Genomic DNA, 23096 nt, shown 5'->3' with positions numbered 1-23096 from the left:
AAAGAAGAGTAGTTTTTCTACTCTTCAAAAATTACTACATCATAAGAACTTTTTTTAATGACCAAAGCTTTTGAATTTGGAACTAAACCAAATTTATTTATATCTTTTAATTTTTTCTTATAAAGCTCAATTTCATCTTCTAAATTGGCAATTTTATCATTAAGCTGTAAAATTAAATCTACACCAGCAAGATTAATTCCTAACTCCCTTGTTAGTGTTAAAACATATCTAATATGATCAATATCTTTTTGTGAATATAGTCTAATTTTACCATTTGTTCTAGAGGGTTTAATTAAACCCTCTCTCTCATATTGTCTTAATGTTTGTGGATGAATATTTAAAATCTCTGCAACGGCTGAGATTAGATAAACAGGTTCATTGTATGCATTTGTATCCATAATTTAGCTCCTTTTATAGAGTTTCAGGAAGTTTTTCTTTTAATGATTCAACTAAATCTTTATCTAAATCTTCAACTTTAGGTAGGACTATATTTGCTTTTAAGAAGAGATCTCCTCTTCCTCCTAAAGCTCTATCTTGTACTCCTAACTCTTTTACCCTAAATTTTTGGTTTTGTTTTGTGTTTTCTGGTACTTTTAGTGTAATAGTTTTGTGAATTGTTTTAATTTCAATTTTTCCACCAAAAAGAGCAGTTTTTAGAGGTAAATCAAAATATTTAGTTAGTGTTGATCCCTCTCTTGTATATTCTGGACTAGCAGCAACATTTATTTTGATAATCATATCTCCTCTTTTACCTTGATATGATTTTCCTTTTCCCTTAGCTCTTATTTTTTGTCCATCTTTAATCCCTTCTGGTATTTTAATATCAAAAGAGTCACTATTTAAAGAGATATGTTGTTTTCCACCTATAATTGAGACATCAAATGGAATTGTTATTTGTGCGTGGGTATCTAAATCTGGTTCTGAAAATCCTTGATTACCAAATCCGTTAAAACCACTAAAACCACCTTGAGAGAAGCCAGAAGAGCTAAATCCTCCGCCACCTCCAAACATTTGTCTTAAAATCTCATCCAAATCAACTCCATGTCCTTGACCTCTTGCAAAGTCATGGAAGTTTTGACCTCCAAACATATTATCACCATATTGATCATATTGTCTTTTTTTCTCTGGATCACTTAATACCTCATAAGCAGCGTTTATCTCTTTGAATTTATCTTCTGCTTTTGGGTCTTTATTAACGTCAGGGTGATATTTTCTTGCTAATTTTCTGTATGCTTTTTTTATTTCATCTGCTGAGGCACCTTCATTTACCTCAAGTGTTTCATATAAACTTTTTGACATTTTTTTTCCTATATATTATTCTAATTTTTAAATATTATTTTATCATAAACTTGAGTCAATGTCAATCAAGTTTTATATTATTCTTAGCACTTGCTGACTAAAGAGCTAAAGCTTATGAATTTTAAGAGATTTTAATTAGTTTTTTGTAATTATGCTACTTATGTTTGAAAAAGATGAATGGACTCAACAAGAGCTTTATAAATATACTAAAGAGTTAGAAAAAGAGGGCATAAAAGTTGTATTAGTTGATACAATTTTAAAACCTTTGAATAACATTGAAACAATTACTTATAATCCTTATGAAATGGCACAAATGCCAGAAAGCACTGTATTTGTATTTTATTGTGATACTGGTAAAACTACAAAAGAGAGACTTGAATTTTATAGAAAAAAATTACCAAAACATAGATGTGTTTCACTTAGAGGTGGAAGAGGTTATTGGAGACCTAATTATCAACCACATAATGAGGATTAATTATGTCTAAAAACTATGATTATATAATAGTTGGAGCTGGAATTGCTGGCTGTAGTGTAGCTTATTTCCTCTCACAATATTCAAAATCAATACTCTTAATAGATAGAAATTGTGATATAGCCCAAGGGGCAAGTGGAGCTGCTGGTGCTTTTCTTTCTCCCCTTTTGGGAAAACCAAATGATTTTAAAGAGTTAGTAACTAAAGCTTTAAAATTTTCTACAAACTTTTACTTAGAAAACATAAAAGATGCAATTACAAATTGTGGAGTATTAAGAATTCCAAAAAATGAAGAAGATAGAGAAAAGTTTGAGAGTTACAAACCATATATGGATTTTCCTTATCAAAATAGGGAAGATGGCTATTTTTTTGAGATAGGTTCACAAGTGAGTCCATACGAAACATGCAAATTTTTAACAAAAAATATTGAAACACTTTTAAATTATGAAGTAAACAAAGTGGAAAAAGAAGAGGAATTCTGGTCTCTTAATGATGAATTTAAAGCAAAAAATCTTATTTTGACAACTGGTGCTGATATTTCATTAATAAGGGAAAAATATTTTAATATAAGAGCTGTGTGGGGACAAAAAATTGATATATTAACTTCAACTAAAACTACAATTAATTATCATAAAGAGTGCTCCTTATCACACTCAAAATATATAGAAAAAGAGAATAAATATTTAAGCTCAATTGGTGCAACTCATCATAGAATTGATGAGAATTTAAAAATATGTAATCATTGCCTAGATTCTTTTAAAAATGAGACATCTTACAATAAAAAAAGAGTTGAAGAGGATTGCAATAAACTTTTAACTCTTGCAAGTGACATAAAAATTCTTGAAAATATTGAAATTTGTGATATTAAAATAGGGCCAAGAGCCTCAAGTGTTGATTATTTCCCAATGGTTGGTAAACTTATAGACTCTCAAACTACTTTAATAAAGTATCCTCATTTAAAAAATGGATCTCACGTAAAAAGTAGTATGTTAAGTGCTCATGATAATCTCTATGTTTTAAATGGAGTAGGGGGAAGAGGTTTTGTTTTATCTCCATATCTAGCACATACTTTAGTGGAGCATATAATAAATCAAACTGAAATAAATAAACATATAAAAACTGATAGAATGTTTAGCCGTTGGGTTAAAAAATTAAATTAAATAAAATCAATTATTCCTATATTTTTTATTAAAGAAGTATTAACCTTAATAGGATAAAATTACTCCACTTTTATTAAAGGAAATTAAATGTCAAACATATTAAAAATTGTTTTTTTAGGACTTGTTGGATTCTCACTATTAGTATTTTTCACAGCAGATAAACCTAAACAAATAGTTGCAAGTGAAAATGTTGTAAATATAATCAAGTATGATTCTTTGCCTGATACATTTGAATTAGTTGGGAAAAATGAATTAGTAAAAAAAGAAAATCTTTTTGAAAAAAACAAAAAGTATTTAATTGTTATGGGAAGTCATGATTCTCTTGCCGTTGTAAAAGAGTTACCTAATCTTTTTAAACTTGATATTGCCTATGTTATGGTTGCAAATATATCAGCAGCTCCTTGGTTTGTTAAAAAAATGTTTATTCCAGGAAAACTAGAAGAGTTGAATGAAAATAGTAAAACTCCTATGATATATGATTTTAACGGTGATATGGTAAATAGTTTAAAAGTTAATGATACTTCAAAAACTAAATTCTTTGCTTTTCTTCTAACTGATGTTGGAACAATCTCTAAAATATATGAGGGTGAAGTTAAAAATGGTGCTATTGATGGTTCTATGTCAAAAGAGGAGATAATCTCTACATTAAAGCCTTTAGTTGAATCTCTAAATAATAATTAGTATATAAAAATATTATATTTTAATTAGGTCAAATTAGTTTAAGATTCTTTCGTTAGAATATTTCAAGGATTTTATAATGAGTAGAAATAATATAACACAAAATGAAGAATTGTCGAAATTACTAATTTATAGCTTAGATGATGATGCAAAATTTGACTATCTATTATTAAATGGAGCAAATATTAATTATCAGACAAACAATGGCTGGTCAGTAATGTTTCAAGCAATTTTTTCAAATAATAATGACAGATTGAAAAACGTTATAGATCTTGGAGTTGATGTTAATCAAAGGGATAAAGAGACAAGAAATGGTCTCTTTTGGGCTATATATTCAAATAACTTAACAGCCTTTAAACTACTTGCTTCAAAGGGTGTAGATTTTAATGTTTTTGAAAAAGATATGCTACATGCTTTCCACTATAGTGTTTATAGAGGAAGAGTTGAATTTATCAAAGTAATGTTAGATTATGGTGTAGATATTGATATTTGTGATAATTTAGAAGCCAATGGCTTTTTATACGCAGTTTTATATAAATATAAAGATTTAATAGAGTTCTTTTCTAAAAATGGTGCAAATAGATACAAAGAGGATGTCTTTGGTAATAGTGCACAAAAACTGGCAAAAAAATATAATATAAAACTTTAGTAAATAAGACAAAAATAGTCTTAATTTAAAAACTAATCTTTAGCTCTTATTGATACTTAAAAATAAAGGAGTAAGATTTTATTTAGTTATTAATTTTTACAAAAGGAGATATGAAATGACACATGAATTAATGAAACTACCTTATTCTTTGGATGCTTTAGAGCCTCTTATGTCAAAGGAGACACTTGAGTATCACTATGGAAAACACCATCAAACATATGTAACTAAATTAAATGGTTTGATTGAAGGTACAAAATATGAAAACCTCTCTTTAGAAGATATTATAAAAAGTTCTGAAGGTGGTATTTTTAATAACGCAGCTCAAGTATTTAATCACGACTTTTTCTGGAAAGGATTGACTCCAAACGGTTCAAAAATTCCTTCATCTGTAGAAGCTACTTTAAGTCAAGCTTTTGGCTCTGTAGATAAATTTAAAGAGGATTTTACAAATGCAGCAGTTAACCACTTTGGTTCAGGTTGGGCATGGCTTGTAAAAAATAGTTCAGGGAAACTTGAAATTGTAGCAACAGCTAATGCAAAAACACCTATTACTGATGGATTGACACCACTATTAACATGTGATGTTTGGGAACATGCTTATTATATTGATACAAGAAATGCAAGACCTAAATATTTAGAAAATTTTTGGAATTTAGTTAATTGGGATTTTGTAGCTCAAAATCTTAAATAGATAAAAAGAGGTTTAACCTCTTTTTATCTTTACTTCTTATAATCTTTTTAATTTCAATCTTAATGAATTTAATACAACTGTTACAGAGCTAAAACTCATTGCAATACCTGCATACATAGGCGTTAACATAAGTCCATTTATTGGATATAAAATACCAGCGGCAAGAGGTATTCCAATTGCATTATAAATAAAAGCCCAAAAAAGATTCTCTTTTATAATTTTCATTGTCTCTTTTGAGAGTTTTATACTTTTACTTATTGCTTCAAGGTCATTATTTATTAGAATAATATCACCAGCATCTTTTGTAATATCAGAACCTGAGTTTAATGTAATACCAATATCTGCTTGTTTTATAGATAAAGCATCATTTATCCCATCTCCCACAAACATCACTCTACCTTTTTCTTGTATATTCTTAATTACTTCATATTTTTGGGTTGGAATTACTTCACTATAGACTTCATCTATTCCAATTGTTTCTGCAATATTTTTTGCAGTTATACTATTATCTCCTGTAAGAAGTACAGGTTTTATATTAAGTGCTTTTAAACTCTCTATTAATTCTCTAGCATGTTCTTTTAGTTGATCTTCTAAACTAAACAGACCAATTGAATTATTATCAATTGAAGCTAGGATTACGCCATTAGACATATTTAAATGATTTTCATAGGCTTTTAAATGTATAGGTGATATTTCTATACCATTTTCATCAAGAAGTTGTTTATTTCCAAGTATAAGTTTTTTATTTTCGACTATTGCTTTTATTCCTCTTCCTGGGATTATCTCTAAATCAGTTACTTCCAATTTTGAGTTTGTATTTAAGTCTTCTAGATAATTAACAATTGCTTTTGAAATAGGGTGTTCACTTAAGCTTTCAACACTTAAAATCATTTCAAAATATTTAGGTTCTATATTTGTCTCTTTTACAACTATTTCACCTTTTGTAAGTGTTCCTGTTTTATCAAAAACTGAATATTTAATATCTTTAATTATTTCGAGTATTTCAGGATTTTTAATTAGTATTCCCTCTTTTGCTCCTCGACTAACAGAACTTACTATTGCAATAGGTGTAGCAAGTCCAAGAGCACAAGGGCAAGAGATAATTAGTACACTAATACTAGCTAAAATTGCATTTTGCATATTTCCTACAAATGCCCAAATAATAAAAGTTAAAATAGAGATTGTAATAACAGATGGTACAAAAATATTTGCTATTTTATCTGCAAACCTACTAATTGGTATCTGCTTACTTTGTGCTGTTTTTAGAAGATTAATGATTTTAGATATAGTTGTATCACTTGCAAGTTTTGTAACCTCTACGGTTATAACTCCATTTGTATTTAAAGTCCCAGAGAGAACTTCATCCCCCTTTTGTTTAAATTGAGGCATTGATTCCCCAGTAATCATTGAAGTATCAATATCTGCATTACCTGTTATAATTACTCCATCAGCAGCAATTTTTTCACCTGTTTTAACTAATATTTTATCACCAATATTTAAAAGTTTTGCTAGTACTACTTCTGACTCATTGCTCTTTTTTAGAAGAGTTGCATTTTGTGGAGTTAGATTCATTAGTTTTTTTAAGAAATCACTTGCTTTTTGTTTTGAACGCTCTTCTAAATATCTTCCAAGTAAAACAAAAGTAATAATTACAGCTGCTCCATCAAAGTATAAAAATCTTAAATTTTCAGGAAATAAGTTTGGAAAAAATAGAACAAAGGTTGAATAAAAATAGGCTGCACTAGTTCCTATGGCAACCAAAACATTCATATCATAATTTCTATTGCTAAGAGCCTTGTATCCTAATTTATAAAATCTCATCCCACAAAAGAATTGCACAGCAGTGGCTATTATAAATATAATATATTTTTTGATAGATTCATCAACAATATTTGTAAAAGCCAAAATAAAAATTGCAAGGGTTAAAACAATTGAGATAGAAAAAAGTCTTTTTAGTTTTTCAAAATCTTTTTTTTGAGCAAGTTCTAGATGTTTGAAATCATCTTCTACTTTGTATCCAAGTAGTTCAATCTTATCTATAAGTTTTTGTTTAGAGAAGATTTCGTTATCAATTTCAAACTCTCCCTCATTTGATGCGAAGCTTACTTTACAAGCTTCAACACCTTTTTGTTTTTTTAAGAATTTTTCAATTCCATTGGAGCAGTTTACACAAGTCATCCCTGAGATATTAAGGTGTATTGTCTCTTTTGACATAAATCTTCCTTAATCGTTTATTACAGGAAAACCAATATCAGCCATCTCTTCTTTGAATCTTTTTTCATCAGCTTCATCTTTAATATCTAATGTAACCTCTTTGGGTGTTACATTTAGATTTACTTCAATATTTTCAAACTCATCCCCAAGTGATGCTTTAATCATATTTGCACAGTTATTGCATGAAATATTTTCTGCTTTATATGTTTTTTTCATATTAAATCCTTTTTGTTATAAATAGTATCATATTTATGTGGAGAGAATATGTAATTGATAATTGCTATTAAATTAAAAGCTATTTCCCTGTTGCTACATTAAATTTACCAACAGCACAAGAGACAAAACTTTTTGCTGTAGTTGCTGCTTTTTCAAAACCACTTAGCTCGTCAGTTGTTAAAGGATAACCTAGTCCTCTTAGTTTCATTTTTAGAGTTTCAACTTTATCATCTTCTATATCTAAAGTTATTTGTCTTGGATGTACATCTAAGTTAACTTCTACTTCTCCAAACTCTTCTTTTAGACCATTTATAAGAGTATTTGCGCATCCTCCGCATTTAACATTGTGAACTTCTAATGTTTTTTTCATATCATATTACCTTGATTTTTTTTGTTTAGTATATCGTAAAGTAATATAGGATGTGTTAAAGAGAGTGTATATTAATTGTATTAGAAGAATCTCTCTTCTAATACATTAATCAGTGATTGAACTGAATCAACTGAGTTTGCAAAAAGTCTTTTTTGTTCATCTGTTAGTTTTAGTTCCATTATCTTTTCAACTCCTTTGCTTCCAAGCATTACAGGAACTCCTGCTACAACATTTTTGTATCCATACTCACCATCAAGCATAACTGAACAAGGATAGATTTTTTTCTTATTATCCAATATTGCTTCAACCATAAGTGATGTGGCATGGGCAGGGGCATAATATGCTGAACCTGTTTCTAGTAGTTTAACTATTTGAAGTCCACCATTTTTAGTTTTTTCAATTATTTGTTCAATCTCTTCTTGGCTTAATAGTTCATTTAAAGCAACTCCTGCAACAGTTGAGTGATTTGGCAGAGGAACCATATCATCACCATGTCCTCCCATAACAGAAGACTCAATTTGACCTGCTCCAAATCCTAGTTTTTCAAGTATAAAGTGGCTCATTCTTGCACTATCTAAAATTCCTGCCATTCCTAAAACTTGTTCTTTTTTAAATCCTGAAGTTTTTAGTGCTGCATAAACCATCGCATCTAATGGATTTGAAACAACAATTATAATTGCATCTGGAGAATAAACTTTTATCTCATCAATTACAGATTTTAGAATTTTTGCATTTGTTAAAAGGAGGTCGTCTCTACTCATTCCTGGTTTTCTAGGGATTCCAGCAGTTATAACAATAACATCACAACCTTCTAAATCATTGGCATTTTTAGCCGCATGAACTGTAGTGTGTGATTTTGCAGCATTTGCAGATTGAGAGATATCCAAAGCCATAGCTTCAACTATGTTCTCTCTAATATCTTTTAATATTATTGATGAGCATATACCTTTGTGGGCTAATGTATAAGCAAGTGTAGAACCCACATTTCCTACACCAATAATTCCAACTTTTTTATTAATCAATATATGACCTTTTAATTAAGATATTTTAATTATATCAAAATAGTTTTTAGTATGATTAAAATATCTGTATATTTTTTAATAAAAAAAGGCAAGAGGGAGAATCTCCCTCCTGCCTTAATTTAAAGTCAATTAACCAATAATTGCGTTTAAAGTTGCTGATGGTCTCATTGCAGCATATGCTTTTTCATCATTTGGTAAATAGTATCCTCCGATATCAGCAGCAGTTCCATGAGGAGCTACTAGTTCAGAGAAAATTTTATCTTCATTTTCAGTCATTGCTTTTGCAATAGGTTCAAATTCTGCTTTAAGCTCTTTATCATCATTTTGAGCTGCTAACTCTTGAGCCCAGTACATTGCTAAATAGAAATGGCTTCCTCTATTATCAATTCCACCTAATTTTCTAGAAGGTGATTTATCATTTAAAAGGAATCTTCCAGTTGCTTTATCTAAAGTAGTTGCAAGAACTTTTGCTTTTGTATTGTTTTGAGTATTTCCAAGATGTTCAAAAGATGCAGCAAGAGCCATAAATTCTCCTAAAGAGTCCCATCTTAAGTAGTTCTCTTCAACAAATTGTTGTACGTGTTTAGGAGCAGATCCTCCAGCACCAGTTTCAAATAATCCTCCACCTTGCATTAATGGAACAATTGAAAGCATTTTTGCACTAGTTCCAAGTTCTAAAATAGGGAATAGGTCAGTGTTGTAATCCCTAAATACATTTCCAGTTACAGAGATTGTATCAAGTCCTTTTCTCATTCTATCAAGAGTGTATTTAATAGCATCATCCGGAGCCATAATAGAGATTTCTAAACCTGTTAAATCATACTCTTTTAAGTACTCTTCAACTTTTGCAATCATTTGTGCATCATGGCCTCTGTTTTTATCTAACCAGAATACGGCAGGAGTTTTAGATAGTTTTGCTCTATTTACTGCAAGTTTAACCCAATCTTTAATTGGAGCATCTTTTGTTTGGCACATTCTAAAGATATCTCCACTATCAACATCAAAACTAAATACAGTTTCACCAGCTTTATTTGTAACAATAATTTTTCCATCACCTTGTGCTTGGAAAGTTTTATCATGGCTTCCATACTCTTCAGCTTTTTTAGCCATAAGTCCAACATTTGGAACACTTCCCATAGTTCTTGGATCTAATGCACCATTCTCTTTACAATCTTCAATTACAACTTGATATGTAGTTGCATAACATCTATCTGGAATCATTGCAAGAGTATCTTCTTCTTTATCTTGCGCATTCCACATCTTACCACCACCTCTAATCATAGCAGGCATTGATGCATCAATAATAACATCAGAAGGTACATGTAAGTTTGTTATACCTTTTGCAGAGTTTACCATTGCAAGTCTTGGTTGTTTTTCATAAATTGCAGCAATATCAGCTTCAATTTCTGCTTTTTTAGCTGCATCAACATTTTCTAGTTTTGAGTATAAATCACCTAAACCATTGTTGAAGTTTACACCTAACTCATCAAAAAATGCCCCATGTTTTGCAATTAAATCTTTAAAGAATACTTTTACAGCAAATCCAAACATGATAGGATCAGATACTTTCATCATAGTTGCTTTTAAATGAAGAGAAAGAAGAACATCTCTTTTTTTAGCTTCATCAATTGCTTCTTGATAGAATTTTTGAAGTGCTTTTGAAGACATTTTTGTAGCATCTACAACTTCACCAGCTTCTAGTGGAAGCGATGCTTTTAAAACTTTCTCTTCACCATTTGCACCAATAAAAGTAATTTTGAAATTATCAACAGAGTTTAGAGTTGTAGAAACTTCAGTACCATAAAAATCATCTGCAGGCATATATGCTACTTCAGTTTTAGAATCTTTTTTCCACTCACCCATTCTATGAGGGTTGTTTTTTGCATAGTTTTTAACTGCACTTGGAGCTCTTCTGTCTGAGTTACCTTCTCTAAGAACAGGGTTAACTGCACTACCTAAAATTTTAGAATATCTTGCAGTAATCTCTTCACTTTCATCATAGTTTGGTACATTGTACCCTTTTGATTGAAGTTCTGCAATTGCAGCTTTTAATTGAGGAATTGATGCCGATATATTTGGTAGTTTAATAATATTTGCATTTGGATCTTGAGTCATATTTCCAAGTTCAGCTAAAGCATCACCAATTTTTTGATCCTCTTTTAAATTCTCTGGGAAATTTGCAATAATTCTTCCAGCTAATGAGATATCTTTTTGTACCATTTCGATACCAGAACTTTTTGTAAAAGCTTTAATAATAGGTAAAAAAGAGTATGTAGCTAACGCAGGGGCTTCATCAACTTTTGTGTAAATGATTTTTGACATGTCTGTTCCTAAATATTGAATTTTTGAATAGTGATATGATAGCAGTATTTGAGTTTATGATAATTGAATTTTTATATTTAATTTATTACAAAAATTTTACTGTTTCAATAATTCACATAAAATTATTTAACATTGTTCCATAAATCTTTTATAGAAGAGGGCTTTTGTTCGCTTACATCGGTATCCATAATCTTTTTAGCCTCTAAATCAAGTTCTGTTTCTTCCTCTTTTATTTTTGTGTAACTTTTCTTAACACCTCTATTCGCGTTAATATTATTTACATGTTCTGTATATGAGCTTGTAAACTTATGAAGACCAGTTGTATTATCTTTGACAAAATATAAATAATCACTCTTTACAGGGAAAATTGCAGCTTTTATTGCATTTAAACTAACTGCACATACTGGACTTGATGGGATTCCTCTATTTTTGTATGTATTATAAGAGCTATTATCTTCTCTGATTCTTTGGGCAGTGATTTTAACATGGGAATATTTCCCATAGTTTAAAGTTCCATCCATCTGCAGTGCCATTTTTTTTCTTAGTCTGTTATATATTACACTTGATACTATTGGCATTTCATCAACACTTGCTGCCTCTTTTTGAATGATTGAAGCAATTGTTAAATAAAAATACCACTTTTTCTTATCATAATAACCAAAAATCTTTCTTGAAAACTCTTCATACTGTTTGTTTGTTTGTGAAAATAGATAAAAAAGGAGATGATCCTCTTTCATTCCATATGGTAATGAGTAGCTCTCTGCTAAAATATTTCCATCCTCTTTATAGGCATGGGTATCATATATTTCTCTTAATTTATCTATTGAGAGATTAAACTTCTCTGCAAGGTCTAATAAAAAGACATAAGAGGTCTCTCCTGGAATCAAAGTTACAGTTTTAAGCGCTGCTTTTGATTTTGTGATTTTATAGAGGAAATCAGCCTTTGTCATATAGTTTGTTTTTAAATCAATCCAGCCATTTTGTGGATAACCAAAAAGTCTTACAACAAACTTATCTATGCCATTTGTTTCATAACCCTTTTTATTTAATTGAGATATAATGCTGTTGGTACTACCTTTAGGTATAAAAATCACTTTTGTTGAGCTTAATGGAATATTCAAATAGAAAAGGAGTGCTATTATTAAAATAAGGATTATCTCAATTATGTTAAAAATCGTTAAGGCTATTAGTCTGTTTTTTGTACTCTTTTTCATTATTTCAGGAATTTCACTCTTTTATGGTATTAAAATTGATTCTTTTTCATTTAGTAATTTTACAATTTCGAAATTTTATTTAAAATTGGATAAAAAGCTTATTTTAAAGACTGAAAAAATAGTAACAAATTTCAAATCTTCTTCAGAAGACAACTCTTTAAAGGGCCTTTATCAAAAATTATCTAATTTAAATATTCTTTTGAAACTATTTAAAGAGATTGATATAAAAGAGCTTAAAGTTAATGATAGTTCCATATCAATCCATTTGGATAATAGCTTTTTGTATTTGGATAATAAATTTATAAATATAGCTTCAGATTTAAAAGTAGAAGATCATTTAATAAAAATGGATATCTATTCAATCTATCTAAAAAAAGAGGACCTTGCATTTTTTGGAAATATAAAAGTAGATTTAAATGAAAAAGTTGCAAGTTTTTTAGGTAAATATGATTATAGAGATATTAAAGGTGAAATAAATGCAAAATTTTCAAAAAAATATTTAGATTTTTATATTGATACAGCTAATAGTATTAAATCAATTGGTTTTTTAAAAGAGTATTTTAGACTTGATAGTGTTGCAGAAGAGTGGATGTATGATAATGTTGAAGGAGATATAAAATTAAACTATCTTTATGGAAAAGTTGATTTAAAAAATTATGAACCAATAATCAACTCTATAAAAGGTCAAGCTGTAATAAAAAATGCCAAAATTAGATTTAATAAAGCTGCAAAAACAGTTGATACTCCTACTTTAACAATTGATTATGAAAATGATAAACTCTCTTTTAATTTAGAAAATCCAATCTATAACACAAGCAAAATCTATGGTAGTAATGTATATATAACTGATTTGACAAGCATGCAAAAGGGTACTGTATTTGTTGATTTGAAATCTGATTCAATACTTAATAGTGATGTTTTAGAGATATTAAAAGCTTATGAAATCAATTTGCCTTTAATTCAAACAAGTGGAACTTTGGATTCAAAACTACTACTTACAATACCATATTTAGCTTCAAAAGAGATGCATGTAGATGGAGAGTTCAAAGCTATAAATGCAGATTTTAAACTAGGAAATTTTGATTTCTTTGCAAGTACTGCTGATGTGAGTTTAAAAGATAATGATGTATATATAAATAATTCATACATAAAACACAAAGAGATGTTAAGTGGTAATTTAAAGTTAAAAATTGATACTAAAAAAGAAGTTGCACAAGGTGAAATAAAAATTGATGAACTAAATATAAAAAGTGATAATAAAGAGATTCTTTTTATAAAAGACAAACTCTCTAAAATTGATATTGATTTTAGTGATAAAACAAAAATAAAATTAGATGATTTTAAAAGTGATATTGAGGTAAAAGATGACTATCTTCAAATAGTAGTTAATGATTTAAACTCTTTGTATGACTATTCAACTCTATTAAAAGAGATAGGTTTATCAAAAGGAGATTTAACTGTTGATATTTATGATGAAAATAAAATTGATTTTAAGGTAAATGCAATAGGGTTAAATCTTCCTTTCAAAAAAGAGAATAAAAAGATTGAAAATTTAACTGCTACAGGGGTTCTTAGAAATGAAGCAATTCTTATTAAAACAAACGATGATAGTATTAGTATTGTATTAGAGAGTAATAAAACACCTATTATAAAACTAAAAAAAGTGGATTTGATTTTATCTGAGGGGACAGGTTTTGAAAGTAAAGAGTATCCAACTGTAAATATTGAATTAAGAGGTTCCAAAATTGAGTTAGATAAAGAGCATATTTTTAATGCTTTATGGGCAAATCTCTATTTGAATAAAAAAGTAGTTGAGTTTGAAGGAGAAGGATTAGATTTAGATTTACCAATTTCTAAAAATGGGAAAATTGTAACAAATCTTCAAATTAGAGGTGTTTATAAAGATAATTTGGTTGAATTAAAGAGTAAAGATAAAGGCTTGTCTTTAAAGTATGATATCCCTAAAGAGAGAATTGATTTAAAGCTAAAAGCTTATGATATTGTATATAACACAAATGATGAAGAGAAAGAAAATATTAAAACAAGCTATTATGTAAAAGGTGAAAATTCAAATATAATTATCAATGAAAAACATATAGCAAAAGCAACAAATTATAGTTTTGTCTTTGAAAAAAAACATACTCGTATAGATTTAAATAATGGTGCAACAAGTTTCTTTTATGAAAAAGATAGAAACGATAATATAACACTCTCTGCAACTAATATGACTGATAACTTTTTAAATCCATTAATTGGAAAAAATTTGATTAAAGGCGGATATGTAAATGTCCTTGCCAAAGGAAAAGATACTTATATAAGTGGAAATGCATATTTTAACGAAACAAAAATAGTTGATTTGGCAATTTTAAATAACTTGATTATTTTAGTAAATACTTCTCCTGCTATTATAAATCCATTTTTGGCAATTCCTTCTGTTGTTGGAATGGCAACAAATGGTGGATTTAATTTAAATGGATATAGAATCACTGAGGGTAAAGTTGAGTTCTCTTATAGTTTTGTTGATAAATTCTTAAATATGAATAAGCTTAATACAGAAGGAAATGGTATTGATTTTGATGGTTATACTACAATAGATTTTAAAACATCAGCAGTTGATGCAAAGCTTAAAATGATTTTCTTTAAAGATTACTCAAAATTGGTAAACTATATTCCTGTTATAAACTATATTTTACTTGGAGATGAAAAAAGAGTTGATACAGAAGTTACTATTTATGGTACTTTAGAAGAGCCAAAATATAAAACAAATTTTATAGAAGAGGGTGTTAGTGCACCTGTTAATTTCTTAAAAAGAGTCTTTACAACACCATTTGACTTAATTAAATCCATAGGAAGTAGTAATAAAGAAGAGGAAGAAATCCCTAAGAGTGAGTAGTAGTTTTACTCATTTCTTAGTACATCTATAACATCAATATTTGTAGCTTTTTTAGCTGGATAATATGATGATAATAAAACAATAATAATAGCTCCAATAACTATTGATACAAAATCAACAGTAGATAAATCTAAAGGAAGTTTAGATGTACCATATACATCTGCTGGTAGTGAAATAATATCAAAAGTATCTAACAACCACATTCCACTAAAACCTAATGCAATTCCAGTTACAATCCCTGAAAAACCAATTATTATTCCAAGTTTTAAAAAAATATTTTTTATCTCTTTTTCAGAAGTTCCCATTGAAAGAAGTAGAGCAATCTCTTTTCTTCTGCTCATAACAGTCATAAGAAGAGAAGAGATAATATTTAAAGAAGCTACTAATATAATAAGCATTAATACAATAAAAAGAGCTCTTTTTTCCATTTGCATTGCAGCAAAAAAGTTTCCATTTTGTTGCCACCAACCAGTAACACCAGCTCCATAAGGAAGTAAAAACTCTTTTAATTTTTTTATATCTTCCATTGCATTATCAGAATAAACATGAATACCATCATAGCTATTTTTATTTTTGTTAAGAAGGGTTTGTAAAGCTTCAATTGAAGTATAAACATAGGCTTTATCATAGGCATGAAGTCCTGACTCAAAGAAAGTTTTGTAGTTAAATCTTTTCATCTTTGGAAGCATAGATAAACCAGTTGGATTAAGAGAAGTAAAATAGAGTGTAACTTTACTATTTGGTGTTAGATACAAATTCTCTTCTATCCCTTTTCCAACAACAATATCATATTTTGAAAGTTTTGTATTCTCTACTGCTTTTTTATAGATTGAGTTAATTTGAGCTTCATCCTCTTGATTTACACCAAAAATAATTCCTCCATTCATATTATCACCATGTTGTAAAATAATTTGTGAACTAAGATAAGCAGAGAATTTAAATTTTGGGAACTCTTTTTTTAAATCTTCTAAAATAGAGTTATTTATTGAGTTTTCAAATCTAGGATAGATAGAAAGTGGGTAGTTCATTGTAAAGAGTTTACTTTCAAACTCTTTTGCTGTACCATTCATAATTGCCATAGAGATTATTAGAACCATAACTCCAATGGCAACTCCAATAAATGCTAAAATAGCACTTATTGATATAAAAGGATTTTTTTTGTCAAATTTTAGATATTTTTTGACAATAAAGTTAACTAATTTTTTATTCAAACTAGTTTCCTGCTGCTAAACCTCTTTTAGGTCCACTTTTCCCGCAACATTGTTTATACTTTTTCCCTGAACCACAAGGACAAGGCTCATTTCTTGCAATTTTTTTCTCATTTGATGAAAATTCATCTTGATCAAGATTTGTTACAAGGTTTTCTGTTGCTTCTTCCATCTTCTCTTTCATTCTCTCTAAAGCCTCTTGCTCTTTTTGAGCATCTTCTTTGCTTTGAAGTTGAATTGTAAATAGAACTTTTATAATTTCAGTTTTAATATTTGAAATAAGCTCAATAAACATATTATATGATTCTTTTTTATACTCAACAAGTGGATCTTTTTGATTATATCCTCTAAGTCCTATACCTGTTTTTAATGTATCCATTGCATATAAGTGTTCTCTCCATGCTTTATCCAAAATTTGTAGATAAAGAACTCTTTCAATCTCACTTTTTTGTTCAGGAGCTGCAACACTCATTTTACCTTCATAAACCTCTTTTATTATTGAGATTAATTTATCTTCTAAACTTTGGTAATCATCACTTACAATATGCTCTTTTTCAACAATTAAGTTTAATTCCTCTTTAAATTTAACAATAATATATTCGTAGTTAAAATCTTCAGCAGGCATTCCATCTATAATTTCACCATCTAAAAGTAGATTTTGAATATAGTCAGCTCTATGTTCATCTAGTTTTGAAGTTATGTCATAATCAGGGTTTAGAAGATCATTTCTAAAGTTGTAGATTACTTTTCTTTGTTGATTTGCAACATCATCATACTCTAAAATATATTTTCTTTGTTCAAAGTGCATTGATTCTACTTTTTTCTGAGCATTTTCAACTGCTCTTGTTACCATTTTAGATTCAATGTGCTCTCCCTCTTCAATTCCAATTCTCTCCATAATACCTTTGATTTTATCACTTCCAAAGATTCTTAAAAGATTATCTTCCAAAGATAGATAGAATTGAGATTCACCAATATCTCCTTGTCTTCCTGCTCTCCCTCTTAATTGGTTATCAATTCTTCTACTTTCATGTCTTTCTGTACCAATAATTGCTAAACCGCCAAGATCAAGAGTCTCTTTAGTTAATTTAATATCAACTCCCCGTCCTGCCATATTTGTAGCAATAGTAACAGCACCTTTTTGACCTGCATCAGCAATAATTTTCCCCTCTTTTTCGTGTTGTTTTGCATTTAAAACAGTGTGAGGAATTTTTAATTTTGTAAGTAATTCATGAAGTTTTTCAGATTTTTCAATTGAAGCAGTACCAACAAGAACTGGTTGTCCTTTTTCATGGTAGTATTTGATTTTATTACTTACTGCCTCAAATTTTTCTCTTTCACTTTTATATATAAGGTCATTTTTGTCAATTCTTTGAACAGGAACATTTGTAGGAATTGATACAACATCAAGATTATAAATCTCTGCAAATTCAGTTGCTTCTGTTTGAGCAGTACCAGTCATACCTGCTAGTTTATTATACATTCTAAAATAGTTTTGGAAAGTGATATCCGCTAAAGTTTGAGACTCCTCTTTAATGCTAACACCTTCTTTTGCTTCTAATGCTTGGTGTAAACCTTCAGAAAATCTTCTCCCTTCACTAAGTCTTCCTGTAAACTCATCAACAATAATTACTTCATTGTCTTTTACAACATAATCAACATCTTTTACAAAAATATAGTTTGCTTTAAGTGCTTGGTCAAGATGGTGAGAAAGTATTGCATTTTCTAAAGAGTATAGGTTGTCAACACCAAAAAGTTGCTCTGCTTTTTCAATCCCTTTTTCAGTAATTAGAACTGATCTGTTTTTTTCATCAACAGTAAAATCACCAGTTGAATAAGGTCTTTCTTCTGCAGATTTAGGAGTAATTACTTCCCCTTTTTCTAAGCTTAATGCAATTTGATTTGCTTTTGCATAATCTGCACTTTTATGGTTTGTTGGACCTGAAATAATTAAAGGTGTTCTAGCTTCATCAATTAAAATAGAGTCAACTTCATCAACAATTACAAAGTAGTGACCTCTTTGAACTTTATCTGCCAAATCATAACCCATATTATCTCTTAAAAAGTCAAAACCAAATTCATTATTTGTACCATAAGTAATATCAGCATCATATTGCTCTTTTCTTAAAGTGTCATCTCTTAAGTCACCAGTAATAGACCCCACACTAAAACCTAAAAAGTTGTAAAGTGGTTTTAACTCTGTAGCATCTCTTGAAGCTAGGTAATCGTTAACTGTAACTACATGTACACTTTTCCCTGTCATTGCATTTAAAACAACAGGTAAGGTAGCTACTAAAGTCTTTCCTTCCCCCGTTTTCATCTCTGCAATTCTTCCATCATTTAGAACCATTCCACCAATAAGTTGCACATCATAGTGTCTCATATTTAGAACTCTTTTACTAGCTTCCCTTGTAATTGCAAAAGAATCATTTAAAACATCTTTTAACTCTATTTCACCATTTTGTACTTTACTTTTTAATTCATTAAATATATTTTGCAACTCTTCATCACTAAGAGATTGATATTTTTCTTCCAATGCAGTAATAGCTTCAGCTTTTTTTCTGTATCTCTTTACTTCTCTATCGTTAGATGTTCCAAAAATCTTTGAAAATATGTTTATCATAAAATAAGTTCCTTTTATACCAAATAGCTATTGATTAATTTTTTTAATTTGGTATTAGTTATAATCGCAAGATTATATAAAAATAAAGGTTAAAGAATGGTTTATAAACTAATTCTAGGTCTCCTCTTTGTAACTACAACACTATTGGCAGATTTTAATTTTAATGATATGAAAACCCTTAAAGCGGAGTTTACTCAAACAATCAAAAATGAAGCAGGGAAGGTTATACAATACACAGGAGTTATTTATATAAAAGATAATAAAAAAGTTTTATGGCAATATTTAACTCCCATAAAGAAAAATGTTTATGTTTTGGATAAAGAGGTTATTATTGATGAACCAGAGTTAGAACAAGCAATATATACTCATTTAGATAAAAATATTGATATTACTACACTTCTTAGTAATGCAGTAAAAGTTAGTGCAGATTTATATAAAACAAAACTTTATGATGTTGAATATTTTTTAGAGATAAAAGATCAAAAAATAAATAAGATAAGTTTTAAAGATGGTTTATCAAATAGTATTGAAATAGATTTTAAAAATGTAGATACTAAAGATGAGCTTGATGATACTCTTTTTGTTTTTCTTCCGTCAAACTCTTATGACATTATAGAGAAATACTAAGTATTAATTTATTATAATTGCAACTTAGGTACATCAGACAATAGCTTGTTAACTCAAGAGGAAAGTCTGGGCTGCAGTGAAGTATGGTTCCATTTAAAGAATGGCTAGAGTAATCTAAGGGATAGTGCAACAGAGAGTAGACCGCCTATTTATATAGGTAAGGGTGAAACGGTAGAGTAAGAGCCTACCAGCATTTTGAGCAATCTTAATGGCTATGTAAACCCAACCAGCAGCAAGAAGAACGTGGTAATAAACTTCACATTTTTGTTCTTTGCATGATTGTTAAAGTAATTTAACAACTAGATAAATTATTGTCAAATACATAACCCAGCTTACAGATGTACCTATTCTTATTAAAAGTCTTATAAATTCTAAACCACATTTTTTCTTATATATATGTAAATCTTATACTTATATACAAATTTTATTTGTTAGGTTTTTTTAAAATTTCAACCCCAAAACAACTAATATAATAGATATAATAAAAAATTATTTTTTATTTTTTATACCTTTAAACTGAAAATGATATTAATTAACAAAATTAGTTAAAAAAATTGAATGAATATTCAAATTTTGACAATTTGTCCAATATTTTGGTAAAAAAATCCATTTTAAAAAAAAATATTAGTTGTTACAATTAAGGTAAATCTAATATAAGGAAACAAAAATGAAAAGATTTACAAATATTATTTTATCAGTGGCAGTTTGTGCTTCACTTGCAAATGCTGAAAAAATAAAACATGTGTTTGAACCAGAAAAAGATACTTCTGGATTTGATAAAGTTGAGTTTAATTTTAACGGAGATTTAACATTTACTTATCAAGGGTTAAGTGACAATTATGGTGATCCAATTAAATCTGGTTTATCTTTGCCTACAGCAAATTTAGATATTAATGCTAAGATTATGAGTGGTTTTAATGTAAAACTTGAAACTATGTTATCATCTCACCACCACCATGAAACATTTGTAAAAGGTGGATATGCTTCTATGGATAATCTTGACTTTGTTTATAAAGGTTTTGCAAAAGACTTTATGGATCATGCAACAATCAAAGTAGGGGTTAATGATATTAACTATGGTGATTACCATTTTAGAAGAACTGATAATGCTGATGTCTTTAGAAATCCATTTGTTAATAATATGGGAGTTGAAGCTTACATGCAAGCTGGATTTGTTGAATTAATGTATAGATTGCCATCTATAGATTCATTTTTTGTGACAGGTGTTACAAATGGTGAGGTTAATCCAGATGATGTTTCTGCTGGAAATGGTAAAGGGGCATATTCATATTATGGAAAATTTGGTTATGATTCTCAACTTAGTGAAAATACAAGATTAAGAGTGTCTCAATCTGGTTTTATTGTAAGAAATACATCAAAAAATAGATTATATATGGGGGATAAGGCAGGAAATATTCCAACAAAAGTGTTTGCCTTTAGTACAGACTCTAATCCAAACGGAGAGTTTAATGCAGTATGGGATCCTGTTAGTGGATATAAAGATTTAACTGCAGGTATGACAAATATATTTTTCAAACATAATGGTACAGAATTTTTTGGATTAGTTGAGTATGTAGATGGGAAAAATCAAACTGATCAAGACTTTAATATGCTTCACTACTCTGGTGAAGTTATTCAAAGATTTGGTGGGGATGAATTCTATGCAGCTGCAAGATACGAAAATGCTACTGTAGAAAGAGATGGAGATTCTGCTGATGATGAGTTAACTCAATATCAACTTGCATTAGGTTGGTTCTTATCTAAAAATGCAATGATGAAATTAGAGTATATCAAACAAGAGAGAGAAAATATAGCTAAATATGGTAAAGATATCAAATTTGATGGATTTATGTTCTCTGCTGCATTAAGTTTTTAAGGATAGATTATGAAAAAAGTAATATTAACAGCAACATTATTAACTTCATTTCTTTTTGCTAACAGTTCAATAACTATAGATGGAACATCTACCCTTCATGACTGGAAGATGGTTTCAGAAAAAATTGATACTGAGTTTGAAAGTGATGATTCAGATATCACTAAATTAAATGTGTCTGTTAAAATTGATACATTAAAAAGTGGTGATGAAGGTCTTGATGAAAAAGCTTATGAGACACTAAAAATTGATAGAAAAAACAATATTATTTTCGAGCTTGAAAACGCGAACTTAAAAGCTGGAGAAATAAAAGGTGTATTTAGAGTTTTGGATAAAGAGAAAGAGGTTGTTTTAAAACCTGAAATTTTAACTTTAAATCAAGTAAAAGGAAGTTTTAAAGTTAAAATGACTGATTTTGGTTTGGAAGTTCCTTCAGTAATGTTTGGAGCTATTAAATCAGGAGATGAAGTAACTGTAAGCTATAACATCGAGAAATAAATAGATAAGAAATTGCATTTGTTCTCCCTTATACAATAAGTATCTATTTTATATATTTATATAATTTTTATAAAACTTGGCAACTAATAAAAAAAAATGTTGCCAAGTTTATTTATATTTTATAGAATAAATTGTTAATTTTTAAATTTAAAGGTATTTATATTATGGATAAAGAAGTCGGCTTTCACGACAAAATAAATGTTTCAGAAGAGGGTAATAAAAATCCATTTTTTATTATGGAAATAGAGCATGCCCCTAAAAATGAAGATTTAGTAACTAGAAATATACATAGACACCCTTTTTATGAAATGATTTTCGTAACTCAAGGTGAGCTGACTATTGAAGTTGATTTTAAAAAACATTTTGTAAAAGAGGGTTCAATATTACTTTTCTCCCCTTTGCAAATTCATCATCCGGAAAAAGTTACAAAAAAATATACTTGTGTTTTAATTAGATTCTATCCTATATTATTTGAGAGTGCAGATTTTCTAAAAGATATTAGCGTATTTAATTATGACCTAATCTCTTTAAATGAAGAGTATTTTAATAAATGTAAAACAGTTTTAAAAGAGTTAATTGAAGAGTTTAATAGTGATTTACCACTAAAAAATATTGCTATAGGTAATTTATTAAAAAACTTTTTAATCGCACTACAAAGATCTATCCCTGAGGATACTTCAGAAAAGAGTGTAGAGGATGTTTTTTCAAAATTTAATTATCTTATTGTTGAAAATGAATTTAAAATAGCAAAACCAAGTTATTATGCAGAAGAGTTAAGAATCTCTTCAAGATCACTAAATGATATCACTAAAAGAAATACAGGCTTTGCAGCTGGAGAATATATAAAATCAAAAACAATTTTTGAAGCACAAAGATTGTTATGTTATACATCTTTAACTGTAAAAGAGATTGCTTATGCTTTAGGTTTTGATGATGTGGCTTATTTTAGTAGATTTTTTAAAAAAGCTGCAAATATTTCTGCTATAGAGTATAGAAAAGAGTTTCTTTCTAATAATAAAGTTAGTTAATATTAAAATTATTTTTCTTCATAATCATTAATTAATCAC

Annotated in this window: 20 protein-coding genes and 1 other RNA gene; 11 read left to right on the top strand and 10 right to left on the bottom strand. The window is 28.8% G+C overall.

Going from position 1 to position 23096, the window contains the following annotated elements:
* Positions 1-17: 17 nt before the first annotated feature.
* Together AEBR_RS08895 and AEBR_RS08890 are read right to left on the bottom strand one after the other, a co-directional pair.
* Positions 18-398, bottom strand: a complete 381-nt coding sequence (locus tag AEBR_RS08895) for a heat shock protein transcriptional repressor HspR (protein ID WP_128977871.1) — start codon at positions 396-398, stop codon at positions 18-20.
* 13 nt (positions 399-411) lie between these two features.
* On the bottom strand, positions 412-1299 hold the full coding sequence (locus AEBR_RS08890; RefSeq protein WP_129086574.1) for a DnaJ C-terminal domain-containing protein: 888 nt from the start codon (positions 1297-1299) through the stop codon (positions 412-414).
* Between the two features lie 160 nt (positions 1300-1459).
* Here AEBR_RS08890 and AEBR_RS08885 point away from each other — a divergent pair, with 160 nt between their 5' ends.
* The 5 genes from AEBR_RS08885 to AEBR_RS08865 all read left to right on the top strand — a co-directional run bounded on the left by AEBR_RS08885 (position 1460) and on the right by AEBR_RS08865 (position 4949).
* Positions 1460-1774: a hypothetical protein gene (locus AEBR_RS08885; RefSeq protein WP_129086575.1), complete on the top strand. Its 315-nt coding sequence runs from the start codon at positions 1460-1462 to the stop codon at positions 1772-1774.
* 2 nt (positions 1775-1776) lie between these two features.
* Positions 1777-2931: an FAD-dependent oxidoreductase gene (locus AEBR_RS08880; RefSeq protein WP_129086576.1), complete on the top strand. Its 1155-nt coding sequence runs from the start codon at positions 1777-1779 to the stop codon at positions 2929-2931.
* Positions 2932-3018: 87 nt separating this feature from the next.
* Positions 3019-3612 carry a hypothetical protein gene (locus AEBR_RS08875; RefSeq protein ID WP_129086577.1) on the top strand — a complete coding sequence of 198 codons (594 nt, stop codon included), beginning with the start codon at positions 3019-3021 and terminating at the stop codon, positions 3610-3612.
* 76 nt (positions 3613-3688) lie between these two features.
* Entirely contained in the window at positions 3689-4258 is a 570-nt protein-coding gene (locus tag AEBR_RS08870) for an ankyrin repeat domain-containing protein (RefSeq protein ID WP_128977882.1), read from the top strand.
* Between the two features lie 115 nt (positions 4259-4373).
* A complete protein-coding gene (locus AEBR_RS08865; protein ID WP_129086578.1) occupies positions 4374-4949 on the top strand; it encodes a superoxide dismutase in 576 nt (191 codons plus the stop codon).
* 36 nt (positions 4950-4985) lie between these two features.
* On the opposite strand, the gene AEBR_RS08860 is transcribed toward AEBR_RS08865, so the two are convergent.
* From AEBR_RS08860 to mltG, 6 genes are all read right to left on the bottom strand, one after another.
* Complete coding sequence (locus AEBR_RS08860) at positions 4986-7163, bottom strand: heavy metal translocating P-type ATPase (RefSeq protein WP_129086579.1); 2178 nt, start codon at positions 7161-7163, stop codon at positions 4986-4988.
* 9 nt (positions 7164-7172) lie between these two features.
* On the bottom strand, positions 7173-7379 hold the full coding sequence (locus tag AEBR_RS08855; RefSeq protein ID WP_129086580.1) for a heavy-metal-associated domain-containing protein: 207 nt from the start codon (positions 7377-7379) through the stop codon (positions 7173-7175).
* Positions 7380-7458: 79 nt separating this feature from the next.
* The gene (locus AEBR_RS08850; RefSeq protein ID WP_129086581.1) at positions 7459-7749 is read right to left on the bottom strand and encodes a heavy-metal-associated domain-containing protein; all 291 of its coding nucleotides are present in this window, start codon (positions 7747-7749) and stop codon (positions 7459-7461) included.
* A gap of 80 nt (positions 7750-7829) precedes the next feature.
* Positions 7830-8771, bottom strand: coding sequence for a malate dehydrogenase (gene mdh, locus AEBR_RS08845; protein ID WP_129086582.1), 942 nt, complete (start codon positions 8769-8771; stop codon positions 7830-7832).
* 129 nt (positions 8772-8900) lie between these two features.
* A complete protein-coding gene (locus AEBR_RS08840; RefSeq protein WP_129086583.1) occupies positions 8901-11093 on the bottom strand; it encodes an NADP-dependent isocitrate dehydrogenase in 2193 nt (730 codons plus the stop codon).
* 122 nt (positions 11094-11215) lie between these two features.
* Positions 11216-12214: an endolytic transglycosylase MltG gene (mltG, locus tag AEBR_RS08835; RefSeq protein ID WP_237682619.1), complete on the bottom strand. Its 999-nt coding sequence runs from the start codon at positions 12212-12214 to the stop codon at positions 11216-11218.
* A gap of 43 nt (positions 12215-12257) precedes the next feature.
* Between mltG and AEBR_RS08830 the strand changes: the two genes are divergently transcribed.
* Complete coding sequence (locus tag AEBR_RS08830) at positions 12258-15200, top strand: YhdP family protein (RefSeq protein WP_129086585.1); 2943 nt, start codon at positions 12258-12260, stop codon at positions 15198-15200.
* A gap of 5 nt (positions 15201-15205) precedes the next feature.
* Here the strand turns inward: AEBR_RS08830 and AEBR_RS08825 are convergent, their stop codons facing one another.
* The gene (locus tag AEBR_RS08825) at positions 15206-16411 is read right to left on the bottom strand and encodes an ABC transporter permease (RefSeq protein WP_129086586.1); all 1206 of its coding nucleotides are present in this window, start codon (positions 16409-16411) and stop codon (positions 15206-15208) included.
* Position 16412: 1 nt separating this feature from the next.
* Entirely contained in the window at positions 16413-19031 is a 2619-nt protein-coding gene (secA, locus tag AEBR_RS08820) for a preprotein translocase subunit SecA (RefSeq protein WP_129086587.1), read from the bottom strand.
* A gap of 96 nt (positions 19032-19127) precedes the next feature.
* Here secA and lolA point away from each other — a divergent pair, with 96 nt between their 5' ends.
* From lolA to AEBR_RS08795, 5 genes are all read left to right on the top strand, one after another.
* Positions 19128-19658: a LolA-like outer membrane lipoprotein chaperone gene (gene lolA, locus AEBR_RS08815; protein ID WP_129086588.1), complete on the top strand. Its 531-nt coding sequence runs from the start codon at positions 19128-19130 to the stop codon at positions 19656-19658.
* Positions 19659-19683: 25 nt separating this feature from the next.
* Positions 19684-20009, top strand: an RNA gene (gene rnpB, locus AEBR_RS08810) — RNase P RNA component class A.
* Positions 20010-20325: 316 nt separating this feature from the next.
* A complete protein-coding gene (locus AEBR_RS08805) occupies positions 20326-21534 on the top strand; it encodes a hypothetical protein (protein ID WP_129086589.1) in 1209 nt (402 codons plus the stop codon).
* A gap of 9 nt (positions 21535-21543) precedes the next feature.
* Positions 21544-22029: a YceI family protein gene (locus tag AEBR_RS08800; RefSeq protein WP_129086590.1), complete on the top strand. Its 486-nt coding sequence runs from the start codon at positions 21544-21546 to the stop codon at positions 22027-22029.
* 164 nt (positions 22030-22193) lie between these two features.
* Positions 22194-23057, top strand: coding sequence for a helix-turn-helix domain-containing protein (locus AEBR_RS08795; protein ID WP_129086591.1), 864 nt, complete (start codon positions 22194-22196; stop codon positions 23055-23057).
* The last annotated feature ends 39 nt before the right edge of the window (positions 23058-23096 follow it).

Source organism: Halarcobacter ebronensis, from assembly GCF_013201825.1.
In the GTDB taxonomy this organism is placed as follows: Bacteria; Campylobacterota; Campylobacteria; order Campylobacterales; family Arcobacteraceae; genus Halarcobacter; species Halarcobacter ebronensis.
Note: the sequence above shows the minus strand (reverse complement) of the source record. Positions and strands in the feature narration are given on the sequence as shown.